The organism is Enterococcus salsurae (genome assembly GCF_054784955.1).
Genome location: NZ_BAAHWY010000004.1, coordinates 223,817 through 241,408, shown reverse-complemented (window position 1 = coordinate 241,408; position 17,592 = coordinate 223,817). Strand labels below are relative to the sequence as shown.

Genomic DNA, 17,592 nt, shown 5'->3' with positions numbered 1-17,592 from the left:
GATGGGAAAGATCCAAGAATTGTCTGAACGTCTTGCCAACCAGATTGCTGCCGGAGAAGTCGTCGAACGACCGGCTTCTGTGGTCAAAGAATTAGTTGAAAATGCTGTCGACGCCGGCAGTACACAGATCGATATTTTTATTGAAGAAGCTGGCTTGCGTAAGATCCAAGTGATCGATAATGGCGAAGGTATTGCTGAAGAAGATGTGTTGACAGCTTTTAAACGGCATGCCACCAGTAAAATCCATAATCGGGATGACTTGTTCCGCATCCGTACGCTGGGCTTTCGCGGTGAAGCATTGCCAAGTATCGCTTCTGTTTCAGTCTTAACGATCGAAACAGCTGTCAATGAAGCAGCTCAAGGCACCTATGTCCGTTTGAAAGGCGGTGCGGTTGAAGCACACAAACCGGCCAATTTGAGGCAAGGAACCAAAATCACTGTCGAAAATCTCTTTTACAATACACCGGCTCGCTTGAAGTATGTCAAAACGCTGCAAACTGAGTTGGCGAATGTGGGGGATATCGTTAATCGAATCGCTTTGAGTCATCCAGAGATTGCCTTTCGACTGATCCATGAAGGCAACCCGATGCTGCGGACCACCGGTAATGGGGTGTTGAAGCAAACGATCGCTGGTATTTATGGCGTGGAGACAGCCAAGAAAATGGTCGCTATCGATACATCGGATTTAGATTTTAAAGTGACGGGTTTTGTTTCCTTGCCAGAGGTAACCCGCGCCAGCAGGAATTACTTATCCACGATCATCAATGGCCGCTATATCCGCAACTTTGCCTTGAATAAAGCCATTGTTGCAGGTTATGGCTCGAAATTGATGATTGGCCGCTTTCCACTTGCGGTCTTAGAGATCCAAATGGACCCATTACTTGTAGATGTCAATGTTCATCCGACCAAGCAAGAAGTTCGCTTATCAAAAGAAACGGAATTGACGAAACTGATCAGTGCAGCAATCAATGAAGCGTTGCGGGAAATCAATTTGATTCCGAATGCTGCCGATAATCTTCGTTTCAAAAAGAAAGTCAAAGACCAGCCCAAAGCAGAACAAATGGGCTTAGCATTAGAAACCCCGCAAGGCTCTTCTGATTTGCACTTTAATCGCCAAACCGGCAAATTTGAAACCAATCAGACTTATCAACAGACTGTGGATAAGTCTGTGGAAAAACCTGTGGAGGAAGGTGGAAAACTTCCAGAATCAGAGAATGGATCCAATGAAAGACCCGTGGAAAGTCCTGAAGCTTTCACAAATTTAGCGGCATCCTTACCGAATAAACCCATTCACTCGTTTATCGAAGAAGCGTTTCCGAAGCAGCCTGATGGAAGCGAAGCGGATGAGATGCCAATTGCTGAGACACCAAAAGAAGCAGCTATTGAACAAGAGACAATGTCTCACTTGCATCCAGAAATACATGGTGGGGACAAAAATTACTTAAAAACAGTTGACCGCTTATTGGAAGAATCCCCCACCAAAGAGCGTTTTCCGCAATTGGCTTATTTCGGCCAAATGCATGGCACCTATTTATTTGCCCAAAGTGAACAAGGGCTGTATATCATTGATCAACATGCCGCGCAAGAACGGATCAAATATGAATATTTTCGGGAAAAAATTGGTGATGTGACTACTGATCAGCAAGAGTTGCTGGTACCGATCGTTTTGGATTATCCCAACAGTGATGCCCTGCAAATTCAAGAAAAAAGTCCGCAGTTAGCGGAAGTCGGGATTTATTTAGAACCATTTGGTGCCAATAGTTTTATTTTGCGGGCACATCCGACTTGGTATCCAAGTGGGGAAGAAGAATCGATCGTGCGGGAAATGATTGATATGCTATTGACTACTGGCAGTGTCAGTGTCAAAAAATTTCGCGAAGCGATTGCTATTATGATGAGTTGCAAACGGTCGATCAAAGCCAATCATTATCTTAATGAAGCACAAGCACGGCAATTGTTGATCGATTTGGCACAATGTGAAAATCCCTTCAATTGTCCACATGGACGGCCTGTGCTGATCCATTTTACCAATAGTGATATGGAGCGGATGTTCAAACGAATCCAAGATCCTCATGGCGCAAGGAGTGCAATCGAATGATTATTTTAGCCTCACAATCCCCTAGAAGAAAAGAACTGTTGGCGGAATTGGTGCCAACGTTCACTGTTGTACCCGCTGATATCGACGAAAGCGTCCGTATCGGAGAAGCACCGCTTGCTTACGTTGCGCGGATGGCGGCTGAAAAAGCAGCTGTGGTCCTACCAAACCATCCTAACGATTTAGTGATTGCGAGCGATACAACGGTCACCATCAATGGTGAAATATTAGGTAAACCCGTCGATCGGCAAGATGCCTATCGCATGTTGCGCTTGATGAGCGGCAAGAAGCATTGGGTCCATACAGCCGTCTATTTGCAAAAAGGCGATCAGCAATGTCAGGCAGTCGTTTCAGCTGAAGTCACCTTTAGTCCTTTAACAGATGAGATGATCCACCGCTATCTTGATTTAGGAGAATATGCGGATAAGGCAGGTGCTTATGGTATTCAAGGGGCTGCAAAAGTATTCGTTGAAGCCATCAATGGTGATTATTATGCCATCGTTGGTTTTCCTGTCAATACCGTCCACCGCATGTTGACTGCATTTTCTGCGCCCTTCTAAGCAAGTCAGTTTACAATCCAGTCCAAAAGAGGCAGAATAAATGCAACAGGAAGCGTCGAAATTTGAAAGCAGGTGACACTATGACAAAAGAAAATAAAGAAGCATTGAAAGAAACCCTATCACCGATCGAATATGCTGTTACACAAGAAAATGCGACAGAACGACCGTTTACGGGAACGTATGATGACTTCTACGAAAAAGGGATCTACGTGGATATCGTCAGCGGCGATCCATTATTTGCCTCCACGGATAAATTTGATGCAGGCTGTGGCTGGCCCTCTTTTTCTAAACCTATCAGTCGTCAAGATATTCAAGAAAAAGCTGATTTCTCCCATGGGATGCATCGGGTAGAGGTGCGCAGCAAAGAAGCAGATTCTCATCTGGGCCATGTCTTTTCAGATGGACCGCAAGACAAAGGCGGTTTGCGCTATTGCATCAATTCAGCAGCGTTAAAATTCATTCCTCTAGCTGAAATGGATGAAAAAGGCTATGGTGACTATAAATCAGTCGTCGAATAATCAGATCGCTGTAGGACTGTCTTTACGGGCAGTCCTTTTTTTGCCTCGCAGTCTATGCTACAATAAAGGGAACGTATGTACAGAAAGGAAAGCACATGTACGAATATATTATCGGCAAAGTAACGGATATTTTCCCCGCCTATATCGTGGTCGAGTCTTATGGCATCGGCTATCAGATTGCATTTGGAAATCCGTATGCATTTAGCGGCAAACTCAACCAAGAAGTCAAAATTTATCTGCACCAAGTCATTCGAGAAGACGCCCATAGTCTTTATGGCTTTTCTACGATCGAAGGCAAGCAGTTGTTCCTTAAACTGATCAGTGTGTCTGGGATTGGTCCCAAGAGTGCATTGGCGATCATGGCCAATGACGATCATGCCGGCTTGATCACGGCAGTCGAAAATGAAGATGTCACCTATCTGATCAAATTTCCTGGTGTCGGCAAAAAAACAGCCCAGCAAATGGTGCTGGATCTAAAAGGGAAATTAGCAGAACTTGTGGGTGAAACAGCTATTCTGCCAGTGACCGTTGCAACAACAGCACTTGAAGAAGCTTTAGAAGCTTTGAAGGCATTAGGGTATAGTGACAAAGAAATCAAAAAAGTCGAGAAACAATTGGCAACCAATACAACGAAATCCACAGATGAATATTTGCGTGAAGCACTTCGTTTGATGATGAAAAAATAGGGAGGGATCAGCGTGACAGAGGAACGGATCGTTTCACCAGAATCCAATGAGCAAGAAGAAATCATCGAGAAATCGCTGCGCCCGCAATCCCTTGCGCAATATATTGGCCAAAATAAAGTCAAACAAGAACTAAACATTTATATCCAAGCTGCCAAAAACCGCGAAGAAGCCCTAGATCATGTCCTGCTTTATGGACCGCCAGGATTAGGCAAGACAACGATGGCCATGGTGATTGCCAATGAAATGGCCGTGCAGATCAAGACCACTAGTGGTCCAGCAATCGAAAAACCAGGGGATTTGATTGCTGTTCTGAATGAATTGCAGCCAGGCGATGTCTTGTTTATCGATGAGATCCATCGCTTGCCCCGTGTGGCAGAGGAAATGCTGTATTCGGCGATGGAAGACTTTTATGTCGATATCATGGTTGGTCAAGGAACGACCGCTCATCCGGTTCATTTTCCCTTACCACCTTTTACCTTAGTAGGCGCAACGACCCGTGCGGGCATGTTATCTGCCCCATTGCGGGATCGCTTCGGTATCATTTCTCATATGCAATACTATGAAGAAGGTGACCTCAAAGAAATCGTGCAGCGCACCGCATCGATCTTCCAAACTGCCATCGTAGAGGAAGGTGCGATCGAGATTGCCCGCCGTTCTAGAGGCACCCCGCGAATCGCCAATCGTCTGTTGAAGCGTGTACGTGATTATGCCCAAGTTCAAGCAGACGGCGTGATTGACCAAAGGATTGCTGATCAAGCCTTGCAATTGCTGGCTGTAGATCATGCTGGGTTAGATTATGTCGACCAAAAACTGATTCGCACGATGATCGAGTTGTACCATGGTGGACCGGTAGGTCTAAGTACGATCGCCGTCAATATTGGTGAAGAGACCGAAACGGTCGAAGATATGTATGAACCATTTTTGATACAGAAAGGGTTTCTCAAGCGGACCCCGCGAGGTCGCGTCGCGACACAATTAGCCTACGACCACTTTGGCTATCCATTTTTGGAAGGATAACAACTGGATGTCAGAAAAAAGCCCCCAGCGATGGTGGCTTTTTCTTGTTTAGTGAAACGTTTCTTTTAGATTTATCTAGCGAATGGTTTTGAAAAAACAGTGACAAATAAAGCATTAAGTGATTCTTTTTGTTAAATAGAGGCATAACATTCTATTTTTAGCTGATATATCAGCTTTTTTATTGTGATGATTGCTACATGAATTAAAAAAACACGCATAAATCGAGAAACAAAAAAATCTGAAAAAAATAATTGAAAAGGCTTGCATTTTGATTGGTGACCACTTATACTCTGTTTGTAGAAACGTTTCACCAAATAGACAGATATTTCTTAGGGCAAAAGAAAGGAATTATGGATATGAGTAAATTGCAAAAGATTTATAGCCAGCGGCAATTGCACTGGATGGTTTTTCCAGGTGTGGCCTTTATGATCGTGTTTAATTATATTCCAATTTATGGCATTATCATCGCGTTTAAAAATTACACAGTTATTGATACGATTTCTTCAGCACCGTGGGTTGGGTTAGATAATTTCCGCATCATCATGAGTGATAGTTTTTTCTGGGAAGCAGTACGCAACACCCTTGCTATCAGCATGCTGAAATTGGGACTAGGCTTTGCGATCCCCATTATTTTAGCCATTATGATTTTTGAAATGCAAGATGGACGCTTGAAGAAAATTATTCAAACGGTTTCATACATTCCCCATTTCTTTTCATGGATCGTTTTGGGGGGCATGATGATTTCATGGTTATCTACGAATGGATTTATTAACCAAGTCTTGATGTCTGTTGGTTTGATGGACAAAGGCGTCAACCATTTATTGGATCCCGATAAATATTGGTGGATCGCTGTTTTGTCAGATTTATGGAAAGAAGTTGGCTGGGGAACGATTCTTTACTTAGCAGGGATGTCTCGTATCGACCCCACGTTTTATGAAGCGGCAAGAATCGATGGTGCCAGCAAATTGCGGCAAATTCGTTCGATCACATTGCCACTACTGACACCGATCATTTCATTGAACTTGATTTTGAATGTGAGCGGTATCTTAGGCTCGAACTTAGATCAAACATTGGTTCTGATGAATTCTCAAAACCAAAACAAATCTGAAGTCATCAACTCCTTCGTGTATAAGATGGGTCTGACGCAAGGCGATTTCTCTTATGCAACAGCAGTCGGATTAGGCGTAGCCATTATTTCAGTGATTCTTCTAGTGATCACCGACCGCGTGACACGGAAATTGAATAACGGCAACTCAGTCATCTTATAGGAGGCGTAAAAATGATTAAACGAAAAAAAACAGAAAACAGCTGGTTTTATTTCTTTAACACAATGATTTTGATTCTGTTTTCATTACTGATCATTGTGCCAGTCTGGAATATTTTGATATCTTCGGTATCTTCCGGTTCAGGCTTAGCCGGGAATGGCTTAGTTTTATGGCCTAAAGGGTTCACATGGGAAAATTATCGTAAAGTATTGTCGGATGACAGCATCCCAAGAGCCTTTTTGATCTCAGTCTTAAAAACAGTGATCGGTGCTGCAACCCATACATTGTTTTGTGCCGTAGTCGCTTATGGGTTAAGTAAATCTCGCTTGATTGGGCGCAACATCTATACCACGTTAGGCGTGATCACCATGTATTTCAGTGGTGGAATGATCCCTACTTACTTGCTGATCCGCTCGCTCGGTTTGTTGGATTCTTTCTGGGTGTACATTATTCCAGCCCTATTCAGTTACTATGATGTGGTGATTCTAATGAACTTCTTCCGTGAGATCCCACCTTCTTTAGAAGAATCAGCGAAAATCGATGGTGCTAGTGAATTCAAAATCTTTTACCAGATTTTCTTGCCACTGACGAAGCCGGCGTTGGCAACGATTATCTTGTTTAACGGGGTAGGCCAATGGAACGACTTTATGACGACCAAACTATATATCACCAAAGAATATCTCTATCCATTGCAAATGAAAATCTATGAAATCATCGTTCAATCTAATCTAAGTTCGATGACAGAAAGCGGTAGTACAGACTTTATTGTCCAAGCAACGACCCGTGGGGTGCAATTGGCAACGATCGTGATCACGACTGTGCCGATTTTAATTATTTATCCATTGCTTCAAAAACACTTTATCGGCGGTATGATGGCCGGTGCAGTAAAAGAATAGAAAGAGGGATAGACATGAAGAAAGTATTAGGCGGTTTATTGGCAACAACAGCATTGCTCAGCTTAGCAGCATGTGGCGGCAGCTCAGACGATGCGAGTGGTTCAGATTTTTCCATCAAAGATCGGTATGAATTAGATGAAAGCACACCTGCTTGGAAATTAGACACGAAAGAAGAAACAACAAAAATTACGTGGTACATCAATTCAGATTGGACAAGTTTGCCGTTTGGCGAGGATGTCACAACTGCGCAAATCAAAAAGGATCTAAATATTGATATAGAATTTATTTCTGGGGATGATTCAAAACTGAATGCGTTGATTTCAAGTGGAGACATGCCAGATATCGTGACATTGATGGACAAAACCAGTCAAGCAGCTGTTAAGGCCGATAGTTGGGCATATGCATTAAACGACTTAGCTGAACAATACGACCCATACTTGTTAGATGTCGTTACTGAAGATACCTTCAATTGGTTCTCTTTAGACAATGGCAAAACTTACGGCTATCCGAACTATTCTAATACCGAAGCGGATTATGAAAGCGGCAATATTCCAGTCAACGATAACTTTGTGATTCGTGAAGACATCTATGAAGCGCTAGGCAAACCTGATGTATCCACACCAGAGAACTTTGTCAAAGTCATGCAAGAAATCGCAGATAAATATCCTGATTTAACGCCAATGGGCTTCACTACGATCGGCGAAACAGCAGGACCATTCTCTGATAAACTGCAAGATTTCCTCGGTGTGCCTTTAGAAGATGAAGATGGCAATTTTTATGACCGTAATCTAGATGATGAATATGTAACATGGTTAAAAGCGTTCAATGAAGTGTATCGCGATGGCAATATCAGTGATGACAGTTTTACTGATGATGGCCCAACCTACGATGAAAAAGTCAAACAAGGTGATTATGCAACGATTTTAGTAGCTGGAACGAGCGGCCAAGGCGGCAATTTCACTGAATTTATGAACAATTCAGATACACGTTACATTGCGATCGATGGACCTGCAAGTACCTCTGGCAGAGAAGCAACCTTGAATCAAACGGGGATTTCTGGCTGGTTGATCAATTACATCACCAAAGATGCAGCTGATCCAGCTAAAGTGACCCAACTCTTCACGTATTTGATCGATGAACCAGGACAAATTTTGACTAAATTTGGTGTTGAAGATGTGACCTATGCCTACAATGATGAAGGCAAGATTGATTACTTGCCAGAAGTCAAAGAAATGGAACAAAGCGACAATGAGGCATACAACAAAAAATATGGTATCAGTCGTTTCAATTATTTCAATAATGACCGTGCCAATGCCTTGAAAGTCAAAACAGAGAATGCATTGACACAAATGCAAGAATGGGGCGAAGGCAAGCTATATCCGCACTTTGTCATTGAAAACACAGACCCAGATGCGGGAACTGCAGAAGCACGTTCAAATACAGCGATCAAAACCAAAACCAACAGCACGATCATTTCATTGATTCGTTCGAAAGATGAATCGGCCTTTGACACGACATTGACAGACTTTGAAAGTTTCCTAGATTCTAATAATTGGGACGCAATCAAAGACATCAAATCAGAAAAAATGGCTGAAAACCGCGAAAAACTAGAATAAACCGATAGAAAGGAAGAGGAAAGCGACGCCAACAACCGACCTTTCCCTTCCTTTCTTTTGTTATTGCAAGCGGAGCAAACCACGATTGGAGGTTTACCATGAAACAATTATTTTCTTTTGACGGCTGGTATTACCGCGTATTTTCATTTTTAGCAGATATGATCATGCTTAGTTTTCTCTTTATGCTGCCAGCAATGACGATCATTTTTGCAGGGCCGGCCCTGATTGCGCTATATCAGACGGTGGGGCAGTTGATGGATGAAAAGGAATTGCCATTGTGGCGCAGGTATCAACAAGCGTTTAGCGGCAATCTTACCCGCGGGTTTCAATTGACAGCTATCGTATTAGGCTACGTACTTGCGGCAGCGTTGATCATATACAGTTTGATGGCGATCACGCCTTACTTCGGTGTTTTGTCGGTGATTCTGGTCAGTTTGGCGGGGTTGTTTTTAACGGTCTTTATCCTCTTGTTCAGTCTATTCGAACGATCCGTAAACGAAACGCTGAAAGAAACAGCATATGCAGTATTAAGCAGTACCGCCAACGCCATTATATTATTGGTGATTCCGATCGTGTTATTTGTTCTTTGCAGCAAAGTCAATTTGTTTTTATTTATTTGTTTAGGTATTTCAGGATCAGCATCCCTTCAAGTCCTTTTTTTCAACAAAGTATTAGCGAAGGAGCCTGTATATGACAAGCGAAACCAATAAAAGAAGCCGATTTTGGGCACAAGTGCAAGCAGAGCTGCGGGACATTCCTCTCGCATTCAAAAAAGAACGCAAAGTTCCCTTGTTGAATGGGATAGATTGTTATCAGATTTCTTTTCAAAGTTTGGGCAACGAAACAATCTATGGGTTCTTGCTGCTGCCTCAAACCACGAAAGCCTGTCCATTGGTCATTGAATTTTTAGGGTATATGAATTATTTGCAAGAACCTTTTCAGTTTGCCCATTGGCCGTTGATCGGGTGCGGCTGTCTTGTCATCGATAATCGCGGACAAGGCGGAAAGACGCAAGACCATGTGCCATATGAAACAACACAGCATGAACTGCCTTTTGGCAGAGGGCTCTTAAAGAAAGAAGATTTTTATATGAAGCGATTGATCGCAGATAGTTTGCGAACGCTAGAAGTCGCTCAAGCATTGACAGAAGTCAACCAAGACCGTGTGATCTTGCGGGGAGGCTCCCAAGGCGGCGGAGTGGCGCTCTGGGTCAATGCATTGGCCGCAAGTCCAATTTTTGCCACCTTCGCGGATGTACCGAGCCATTCCAATATTTTGAATCGCATGGTGCAAAAAACCGGCAGTTATAGTGTGGTCCAAGACTATTGCATACAGCACCCAACACAAGCTGCGCAGATCCAAGATGTGATGGGCTATTACGATTTGCAGTATGTGGCCCACCAAATCACTGGTCCTGTCTTTGCATCCGTGGGCAGCAAAGATCCAATCTGCCCGATGACAGACTTCTTCGTTTCCTATAAAAAGATTCTCGCACCTAAGCAATTGATGATTTATTTGAATAAAGGTCATGGCGGCGGAGAAGCCAAACAGATTCGCCGTGAGATGCAGCAAATCAAGAAATTATTGGCAAAAGATGAACAGAAGGAATGAAAGACAGATGAAAGTAGCTACTTATAATCTCCGTGTCGATACGGATTTTGACCAAGATTGGCAATGGTGCTATCGGGCGGACAAAGTGTTGGACTTGATCAACTATCATGATTGGTCGTTGTTGGCGGTACAAGAAATACGTCCGACGCAAATCGCGGATCTAAAAAAACTGACCCAATATCAAGGAATCACTGCCGAGCGGGAGGGTGATGGCCAAGGTGAAGGGATTGGCTTATATTTCAAACCCAGCATGTATACGTTGGTCGATTCAGGGTCATTTTGGTTATCCATGACACCAGATCAGCCAAGTATCCATCCAGATGCAGCATATAGCAGATTATGTGTCTGGGCCATCTTAGCACCGAAAGATCAGCCACCATTTTTGGTGATTTCGACCCATTTGGATAATATTTCAGAAACCGCTCGTTTTGAAGGAATGAAAGTGATCCTGAACCGGTTGGCGGAAAAAATCAGTGCGTATCCTGTATTGCTGATGGGGGATTTGAATGCAGAAAGAACGGAAGCTGTTCATGATTACTTAGCTGCGTTTTTTAGGAATGCCAAAGAAAACGGCTTGCACCCTCACTATGGACCAAAAGGATCTTACCAAAATTTTACGTACGATATGCCTTGGGCAGCGTTAGAAGAAATCGATTATATCTACACCAAGGGATTTGAAGTAATAAAAACCGCTTGCCTAACCGATGCTTGTGACCGGCGTTTTCCGTCGGATCACTTTCCGTTAGAAGCAGACATACGATTAGAAGAAAAAGGGTGAATGGAAAAATGGAAAAACAACAACTGACAGCATTACTCTCAGAAATGACAATCGAAGAAAAAATCGATCAGCTTTTACAATTAGCAGCCGCATTCTATTCCGATAAAGCAGAGGAAAAAACCGGCCCAATGAGCGACTTAGGTTTGACGCAAGAGAATATCAATAATGCAGGAACAACATTAGGGGTTTCTGGCGCCAGAGAAGCCATTCGTGTGCAGAATGACTATATCAAGAATAATCGCTTGAATATCCCAACGATCCTTATGGCCGATATCATTCACGGATTTCGAACGATTTTTCCGATTCCCCTTGCCTTGGGCAGCTCTTGGGATGTCCAAGCGGCTGAGCAAATGGCAGAAGTTTCAGCAAAAGAAGCAGCTGTTTCAGGCTTACATGTGACTTTTTCGCCAATGGTGGATTTGGTGCGTGACCCTCGTTGGGGACGTGTGATGGAATCAACAGGAGAAGATGCCTACTTAAATGGCCGCTTTGCCGAAGCATTTGTTAAAGGGTATCAAGGCGATGACTTGACCAATGACCGCCATCGTGTGGCTGCGTGCGTGAAGCATTTTGCGGCATACGGAGCTGCTATAGGCGGCCGTGATTATAATACAGTCAATATGTCAGAACGGCAATTGCGGGAAAGTTATTTGCCTGGCTATAAAGCCGCACTTGATGCAGGGGCAAAATTAGTGATGACTTCCTTCAATACAGTGGATGGTATTCCAGCCACTGCCAATCGTTGGTTGTTTAGAGATGTATTGCGCAAAGAATTTGGCTTTGAAGGTGTCGTTATCTCAGACTGGGGCGCCATAATCGAAATTATTGCCCACGGTGCCGCTGAAAATGAAAAACAAGCCGCTGAGTTAGCCATCAAAGCAGGTGTGGATATTGAAATGATGACTACTTGCTATACAGACCATCTGCAAGAACTGATTGAAGAAGGGACTGTCGATGAAGCGTTGCTTGATGAAGCCGTGTTGCGCATCCTTACCTTGAAAAATGAGTTGGGATTGTTTGAAAATCCTTATCGCGGTGCGGATGAAGCAGAAGAGGCAGCGGTAGTCCTTTCTGATGATCATCGCCTGATCGCAAAAGATATTGCCAAAAAATCAATGGTCCTCCTCAAGAATGAGGGTATCTTGCCATTTAAGAAACAGGAAAAAATAGCGATCGTTGGCCCGGGTGCCCAATCAAGAGATTTGTTGGGTGCATGGTCTTGGCAAGGCAAACAAGAAGAAGTAGTCAATCTGGTAGAAGGCGCGGAAGCAATTGGTGCAAAAATCATCTTTGGTTCTGAAGCGTTTGATTATTTCGAACCAAGTGAAGAAGCTATCCAAGAAGCCATTGATTTAGTAAAACAGGCTGATAAAGTGGTCTTTGCTTTAGGTGAACAAGAATGGATGAGTGGAGAAGCTGCCAGTCGCAGCGATATCCGTTTGCCAGAAGCACAACAGCAATTATTCAAGACGCTGCTTCAGCATAACAAAAATATCGTGGTTACCTTATTCAATGGCCGGCCTCTAGATCTGCAAGCGATTGATCAAGCACAGGCGATTGTTGAAGCATGGTTTCCTGGGACTGAAGGGGGAAGTGCACTGGCTGAAATCTTGTGGGGACAGTATAACCCTAGTGGCCGTTTGAGTATGTCTTTCCCAGAAACGGTTGGGCAAGTGCCAATCTACTACAATACAGACAATACAGGACGACCTTATGAAAAAGCACCAGAAGAGAAATATGTATCAAAATATTTGGATGTATCGAATTATGCCAAATATCCTTTTGGGTTCGGTTTAAGTTTCAGTGCGGTGTCCTATGACAACTTGCACATTGATACAGCGCAAATCGATGCACATCAAACGGCGACAGTATCGATCACCGTCAAAAATGAAGGGAAACAATCAGTCACCGAAACGGTTCAGCTCTATGTGCGTGATATGGTCGGGGAAGTCGTTCGACCAGTGAAAGAGTTGAAAGACTTCCAACAGGTAGTCTTGGCAGCAGGCGAAGCCAAAGAAGTGACCTTTACAATCAATGAAAGCCAATTGCGGTATGTTCACAGCAATCAGCAATGGGCAAGTGACACTGGAGAATTCAAAATCATGGTCGGACCAAATAGTCGTGACCTGCAGGAAACAACACTGCGATTAGTTTAAGATAGGATGGTTTTTATGATGAAAAAAATTCAAGTGGCCAATGCTGATACGACAGCTGTCTTTTTACCGACAGGAGATTTATATGAGATCCAAAGCCATGATATAATGATCAACCAATTAAACGGGAACCCATTAGATGGCAGCTTGAATCAACTGTATCTGCGTATCAAAGAAGATGGACAAGTGTCGTTTACCCCATTGATTGGCTCGAATGCGAAAAGTACGTTTGCCTATAATGAACATCAATTGCAGTGGTCTGGTGTGTACAAATCGATCACCTATCAAGTTGATTTTCAATTGGCAGAAAATGTCTGGTTTTGGCGTGTCCGTTTGAAGGGCAGTGGAAAAGCCGATATCGTATACGGACAAGATTTAGGGAATGCCGCCAAAGGTGCGGTGCAATCGAATGAAGCCTATGTTTCTCAGTATATCGATCATCATGTAACAGAAAGTGAAGGAAGGATCACGGTTTCTTCACGACAAAATCAACCGCAAGGTGGTCGCTTCCCTCTGGTTGAACAAGGGAGTTTCCAATCTCTGAAAGGCTATGCTACCGATGGCTATCAGTTTTTTGGCCGTAGCTATAAAACAACCAATCTTCCAGAAGCGTTGCAGCAAGAAAGATTGCCAAATGAAGTCTATCAATACGAATTTGCCTATATTGCCTTGCAAAGCCAATGGCTGGAACTGAGCGACACACCGACAGAAGTCGTCTTTTATGCCGCTGTCAAGGAAACCCAAGCAGACGCTGTATCTGCACCGCAATTTACCGTGGCTGACATAGAGGCGCAATACGCACAATTGGTATTTGAAGACCTTACCGGACAAGAAGTTCCTAGCAAACATTTAGGGGCTGTTGTGGTCGGCGAAACATTTACAGAAGCCGAGATCGCTGCGCGTTTTCCCAACCAAGAAGCAGTTGAAACAGTGGGGGACAAAACGTACTCCTTCTTTACTGACAATTACCATCATGTGGTACTGAAGGATAAAGAAGCGGAGATGGAGCGCAGTCATGGACATATCCTTTTGAGTGGGCAATCACTGACTGTCGATCAACCAATCATGAGTACGACTGTCTATATGAGTGGAATCTTTAATTCCCAGATCGTTTTGGGCAATACATCCATGAACAAGTTGTTGAGCAATAGCCGCAATGCCTTGAATCTGATCAAACAATCAGGGCAGCGGATCTATCTGAAAGAAGCAGACCAATGGCGGATCTTGACGATGCCTTCTGCATTTGAGATGGGCTTGAACGCAGCGTCTTGGTACTATAAATTGGCAAATGATGTCATTAAAGTCACTACTTATACGCAATTAGAGGGCCGTCAGGTGACGACCACGATCCATAGTGAACAACAACGATCATATACTTGGGCGATCAGCAATCAGTTTGTAATGGGTGTGGATGATAGTGCGCCAACGGTCACACTTGATGTATCGGATCAATTGCTGACGATCAAAGGATCACAAGACTCACCGATTCACGAGGCATATCCAGCATTAACGTATTATTTAGCGTCAGATCAACCCTTTTCAGTTACAGATGAATCCTTATTCAATGTGTCCCGAACCAAGGGTGAAGCTGCCTTGACAGTGTTGCAGTTTGATGCGCAAAAAGACGTATCATTTGTGATCCAAGGGACTTTAGACCAAGCACCTTATCAGCCCAATGTGAATGACTACGCAGTAGAAGATCAAGTGTATACGGACTTTATCAATACACTCTTGCACCAGTTTTCATTGCAGCATGACCAAGCAGATGTTGTCTCATTCAACTTATTGGCCCGTTGGTATACCCACAATATGCTGGTCCATTATTTATCTCCTCATGGTTTGGAACAATATGGCGGCGCTGCTTGGGGCACGCGAGATGTGTCTCAAGGACCGACGGAATACTTTTTGGCCTTGAATCGTCCGGAAATGGTTGCTTCGATCATAGAACATTTGTTTGAAAATCAATTTGAAGATGATGGCAACTGGCCGCAATGGTTTATGTTTGATCGTTATGAGAAACAAAAAGCGGATGAAAGCCATGGCGATGTCATCGTTTGGCCAATGAAGGTCGTCAGTGATTATTTAGAAAAGACCAAAGATTATACCATTTTGGAGAAACAAATTGCTTACACTGACCGAGAAAGCTTTGAAAAAACCGCATCAGAAAGTTTGTTCAGCCATCTGAAAAAAGAAGTTGCCTATATCGAGGCCAATTTCTTGCCTGGTACCTATTTGTCTTGCTATGGCGATGGGGATTGGGATGATACCTTGCAACCGAACAACAGCAAATTGAAAAAACAAATGGCCAGCAGCTGGACCGTCGCGCTGACTTATGAAGTCTTGAAAAAATTAGGTCAGCAGCTGGCTGATTATGACGCTGCATACGCAGCACATCTTTCAGCACTGGCTGCTGGTGTGCAAAAGGATTTTGAAACCTATATGCTGGCTGACGGCACGCTGCCAGGATTTGTCTATATGGAAGATGAAAGCCATGTGGAGCTGATGGTTCATCCTACGGACAAAAAAACGGGGATTCAATACCGCTTGTTGCCGATGCAGCAAAGTATGATCGGGGAACTATTGTCACCTGAGGAAGCTCAGCATCACTTAGCGATCATCAAGTCGCATTTGCAGTTTCCAGACGGCGTCCGCCTGATGAATCGCCCAGCACAGTATCAAGGCGGCGTCAGTACCAATTTCAAACGAGCGGAACAGGCAGCGAATTTCGGCCGTGAGATTGGCTTGCAATATGTTCATGCCCACATCCGTTTTACAGAAGCAATGGCCAAACTTGGCAATAAACAAGAAACGTGGCAGGGATTAGGCGTCATCAATCCGATCCAAATCAAAGAACGCGTGCCAAATGCCGAATTGCGGCAAGCGAATGTCTACTTTAGCAGTTCTGATGGCGATTTCAAAACAAGGTATCAAGCACAAGAGAATTTTGGTAAACTAAAAGAAGGAACGGTTGGTGTAAAAGGCGGCTGGCGTATCTATTCCAGCGGACCTGGTATTTATCTCAACCAATTGATCAGTCAAGTATTGGGGATTCGTGAATATGTGGATCATCTTGAGTTGGACCCAGTGTTGCCAGCTGAACTTGATGGATTGACTTTGACCTATCAAATATATGCGCATCCAGTCAAGATTGTCTTTCATGAAGCGACAGAGGCAAAAGTCGTTATCAATGGACAAGAGATGCCTTTACACTTTGCCGAAAACCGTTATCGACAAGGGGCAATCTGTTTCGAAAAAGGACAAATCTGCCAATTATTCAACAAGAGCGACAATACAATCGATATTTATCGTTAGAAAGGAGAAGCCATGGTAGGAATCAAAGATATTGCCCAGCAAGCGGGTGTTTCCATTTCCACCGTATCCTATGCATTGAATGGCAGTCCAAAAGTAACCGAGGAAACCCGTTCGCGCATCCAAGCGATCGCGAAGGAATTGAATTATGTTCCGAACATGGCGGCTCGCTCATTAAAACGCCGACAAACCAATATCATTGGCGTCTATTTGGCTGACTACGCCGGTAGTTTCTACGGGGAACTGCTTGATGGGATCAAGAAAGGCTTGGAACTATTCGGCTACGAAATGATCGTTTGCAGTGGTAAAAAATCTCATTTATTCATTCCAGAACGGATGATCGATGGCGCAATTATCTTGGATTGGACTTTCCCTGAAGAGGAAATCTTGCAATATGCGCAAAGAGGCCATCAAATCGTTGTCTTAGACCGTGTCATGTCCCATGACAATATTTATCAAGTATTATTGGATAACAAAGGCGGGGCTGCCTTGGCGATCGATCAGTTGATTGCCGGACAAAGTGAAAAGGTTTATTTGCTGTCGGGACCTGAAACAGGGTATGACAGCTATGAACGTTTAGAAGCGAGTACCAAAGAGCTGACGCGCTTTGGCATTCCATTCGAAGTGATTCCTGGGGATTTTACGGAACCTTCAGGATATCAAGCAGCCAAACAATTGTTGGCCAATCCTACGCAATGGCCGATCGATATCTTTGCTTTCAATGATGAAATGGCGATCGGGGTCTATAAATATGTCCGCGAGACAGCCTATCAAATCGGGAAAGATATACGAATCATCGGGTTTGATAATACGGAGCTGGGGGCATTTGTCCAACCGCGCTTAGCAACGATCGCTTACTCAAAACACCGGTGGGGCATGGTTGCTGCCGAAAAAATCATCCATGCGATCCAAGGGGATCCAGTGGAGGATGAGCATATCTACACAACCTATGTGGATGGTGAATCATTTATTTGATGGGCTGCGAGATAGCAAAAAGACAGGCCGCTTGGTCTGTCTTTTTGTGTACATAGTAGTTATTTACTTCCATTCTATTTCTGCCCATAATTTGGTATGATAGAAGAAACAGC

Annotated in this window: 14 protein-coding genes; all 14 read left to right on the top strand. The window is 43.7% G+C overall.

All coding sequences use genetic code 11. The features are described 5' to 3' along the window. Window position 1 precedes the first annotated feature (1 nt). The 14 genes from mutL (at window position 2) to ACYVRS_RS11205 (ending at window position 17,479) form a co-directional block, all read left to right on the top strand. Window positions 2–2,098: a DNA mismatch repair endonuclease MutL gene (gene mutL, locus ACYVRS_RS11270; protein ID WP_461203382.1), complete on the top strand. Its 2,097-nt coding sequence runs from the start codon at window positions 2–4 to the stop codon at window positions 2,096–2,098. Then, on the top strand, window positions 2,095–2,655 hold the full coding sequence (locus ACYVRS_RS11265) for a Maf family protein (RefSeq protein ID WP_313510545.1): 561 nt from the start codon (window positions 2,095–2,097) through the stop codon (window positions 2,653–2,655). Before mutL ends, ACYVRS_RS11265 begins: the two co-directional genes overlap by 4 nt. 80 nt (window positions 2,656–2,735) lie before the next feature. Then, window positions 2,736–3,173 carry a peptide-methionine (R)-S-oxide reductase MsrB gene (gene msrB, locus ACYVRS_RS11260; protein WP_054115976.1) on the top strand — a complete coding sequence of 146 codons (438 nt, stop codon included), beginning with the start codon at window positions 2,736–2,738 and terminating at the stop codon, window positions 3,171–3,173. 95 nt (window positions 3,174–3,268) lie between these two features. Beyond that, window positions 3,269–3,859, top strand: a complete 591-nt coding sequence (gene ruvA / locus ACYVRS_RS11255; RefSeq protein WP_312499063.1) for a Holliday junction branch migration protein RuvA — start codon at window positions 3,269–3,271, stop codon at window positions 3,857–3,859. 12 nt (window positions 3,860–3,871) lie between these two features. Further along, window positions 3,872–4,876: a Holliday junction branch migration DNA helicase RuvB gene (gene ruvB / locus ACYVRS_RS11250; protein WP_461203381.1), complete on the top strand. Its 1,005-nt coding sequence runs from the start codon at window positions 3,872–3,874 to the stop codon at window positions 4,874–4,876. Window positions 4,877–5,232: 356 nt separating this feature from the next. Further along, window positions 5,233–6,144 carry an ABC transporter permease gene (locus ACYVRS_RS11245; RefSeq protein ID WP_054115977.1) on the top strand — a complete coding sequence of 304 codons (912 nt, stop codon included), beginning with the start codon at window positions 5,233–5,235 and terminating at the stop codon, window positions 6,142–6,144. 11 nt (window positions 6,145–6,155) lie between these two features. Beyond that, on the top strand, window positions 6,156–7,037 hold the full coding sequence (locus ACYVRS_RS11240) for a carbohydrate ABC transporter permease (protein WP_461203380.1): 882 nt from the start codon (window positions 6,156–6,158) through the stop codon (window positions 7,035–7,037). A gap of 14 nt (window positions 7,038–7,051) precedes the next feature. Further along, window positions 7,052–8,653 (top strand): type 2 periplasmic-binding domain-containing protein, encoded by a 1,602-nt coding sequence (locus tag ACYVRS_RS11235; protein ID WP_054115781.1) that lies wholly within the window; start codon window positions 7,052–7,054, stop codon window positions 8,651–8,653. A gap of 98 nt (window positions 8,654–8,751) precedes the next feature. Beyond that, window positions 8,752–9,363, top strand: coding sequence for a DUF624 domain-containing protein (locus tag ACYVRS_RS11230; RefSeq protein ID WP_312499067.1), 612 nt, complete (start codon window positions 8,752–8,754; stop codon window positions 9,361–9,363). Beyond that, window positions 9,344–10,264 carry an acetylxylan esterase gene (locus ACYVRS_RS11225; protein WP_461203379.1) on the top strand — a complete coding sequence of 307 codons (921 nt, stop codon included), beginning with the start codon at window positions 9,344–9,346 and terminating at the stop codon, window positions 10,262–10,264. The genes ACYVRS_RS11230 and ACYVRS_RS11225 overlap by 20 nt, the downstream gene beginning before the upstream one ends. A 7-nt stretch (window positions 10,265–10,271) precedes the next feature. Continuing rightward, entirely contained in the window at window positions 10,272–11,042 is a 771-nt protein-coding gene (locus tag ACYVRS_RS11220) for an endonuclease/exonuclease/phosphatase family protein (RefSeq protein WP_312499069.1), read from the top strand. 8 nt (window positions 11,043–11,050) lie between these two features. Then, the gene (gene bglX, locus ACYVRS_RS11215; protein WP_461203378.1) at window positions 11,051–13,198 is read left to right on the top strand and encodes a beta-glucosidase BglX; all 2,148 of its coding nucleotides are present in this window, start codon (window positions 11,051–11,053) and stop codon (window positions 13,196–13,198) included. Between the two features lie 18 nt (window positions 13,199–13,216). Beyond that, window positions 13,217–16,507 carry a GH36-type glycosyl hydrolase domain-containing protein gene (locus ACYVRS_RS11210; protein WP_461203431.1) on the top strand — a complete coding sequence of 1,097 codons (3,291 nt, stop codon included), beginning with the start codon at window positions 13,217–13,219 and terminating at the stop codon, window positions 16,505–16,507. Between the two features lie 12 nt (window positions 16,508–16,519). Beyond that, window positions 16,520–17,479 carry a LacI family DNA-binding transcriptional regulator gene (locus ACYVRS_RS11205; RefSeq protein ID WP_312542048.1) on the top strand — a complete coding sequence of 320 codons (960 nt, stop codon included), beginning with the start codon at window positions 16,520–16,522 and terminating at the stop codon, window positions 17,477–17,479. Window positions 17,480–17,592 lie beyond the last annotated feature (113 nt).

Bases quoted from the DNA above. Each gene is read 5' to 3' on its own strand.
- mutL (WP_461203382.1), top strand. From the start codon at position 2: ATGGGAAAGATCCAAGAATTGTCTGAACGTCTTGCCAACCAGATTGCT.
- ACYVRS_RS11265 (WP_313510545.1), top strand. From the start codon at position 2,095: ATGATTATTTTAGCCTCACAATCCCCTAGAAGAAAAGAACTGTTGGCG.
- msrB (WP_054115976.1), top strand. From the start codon at position 2,736: ATGACAAAAGAAAATAAAGAAGCATTGAAAGAAACCCTATCACCGATC.
- ruvA (WP_312499063.1), top strand. From the start codon at position 3,269: ATGTACGAATATATTATCGGCAAAGTAACGGATATTTTCCCCGCCTAT.
- ACYVRS_RS11245 (WP_054115977.1), top strand. From the start codon at position 5,233: ATGAGTAAATTGCAAAAGATTTATAGCCAGCGGCAATTGCACTGGATG.
- ACYVRS_RS11240 (WP_461203380.1), top strand. From the start codon at position 6,156: ATGATTAAACGAAAAAAAACAGAAAACAGCTGGTTTTATTTCTTTAAC.
- ACYVRS_RS11235 (WP_054115781.1), top strand. From the start codon at position 7,052: ATGAAGAAAGTATTAGGCGGTTTATTGGCAACAACAGCATTGCTCAGC.
- ACYVRS_RS11230 (WP_312499067.1), top strand. From the start codon at position 8,752: ATGAAACAATTATTTTCTTTTGACGGCTGGTATTACCGCGTATTTTCA.
- ACYVRS_RS11225 (WP_461203379.1), top strand. From the start codon at position 9,344: ATGACAAGCGAAACCAATAAAAGAAGCCGATTTTGGGCACAAGTGCAA.
- ACYVRS_RS11220 (WP_312499069.1), top strand. From the start codon at position 10,272: ATGAAAGTAGCTACTTATAATCTCCGTGTCGATACGGATTTTGACCAA.
- bglX (WP_461203378.1), top strand. From the start codon at position 11,051: ATGGAAAAACAACAACTGACAGCATTACTCTCAGAAATGACAATCGAA.
- ACYVRS_RS11210 (WP_461203431.1), top strand. From the start codon at position 13,217: ATGAAAAAAATTCAAGTGGCCAATGCTGATACGACAGCTGTCTTTTTA.
- ACYVRS_RS11205 (WP_312542048.1), top strand. From the start codon at position 16,520: ATGGTAGGAATCAAAGATATTGCCCAGCAAGCGGGTGTTTCCATTTCC.